Source organism: Martelella limonii, from assembly GCF_013344475.1.
GTDB lineage: Bacteria > Pseudomonadota > Alphaproteobacteria > Rhizobiales > Rhizobiaceae > Martelella > Martelella limonii.
In genome coordinates, this window is the sequence record NZ_JABUOU010000038.1 from 1 (window position 1) to 599 (window position 599).

The window sequence follows — 599 nt, forward strand, 5'->3', positions numbered from 1 at the left end:
ACAAGCGCATCCTGGCCGTGTGAGGCTCGCCCGACACCTCACGCCCTCGGTTTCTTCATGGCGCGAGCGAGCGCTGGCGAGACCGGGAGGGCGTCTTCGAGGTTGTGATGGTCGAGGCCCTCCCCTCCCTCGTCATCGGGCGGCAGCTGCTCTGTGGAGGGCGCTTGCGCCTTTCCGGCCTCGATCCGGGCCCTGAGGAGGGCCATCACCATCGGCCAGACGGAGAATTGGCCGTCGCGGGCCCGCTCCGTCAGATTGCGCAGATAGCCGCCGGGGCTGAGGATGTCCTCGCCGCGCTGGTAGATGGCGGCGAGCGTAATGGCGGCCTGTTTGTCGCCCATGACCTCGGCCGCCTCCCGCCAGGCGCTGGGGCTGATGCCCAGCATCGGCCGGGCGACGTCGGCCACGGCAAGGAAATCCCGCCAGTTGCGGATGGTCCCGCCCTTTGCCAGGCCCCGCCATCCTTCGCAGGCATCGAGCACCAGTGCCAGCGGCAATTCGCGCTTCGGCAGGGTGTGGAGGTTGTCGGTTTCCGCGGCGCTGCCGCTCGCTTCTGTCTTTTCTCCAAAGCCGTATTCAGATTCAAATTGGGATTCTGG

The 599-nt window shown here is 67.1% G+C and carries 1 protein-coding gene; it reads right to left on the minus strand.

What is annotated here, in order from left to right; translation table 11 throughout:
- Positions 1–38 precede the first annotated feature (38 nt).
- Positions 39–599: plasmid replication protein RepC (gene repC / locus HPQ62_RS20940; RefSeq protein WP_244629803.1), on the minus strand; the 561-nt coding region annotated here is incomplete at its 5' end.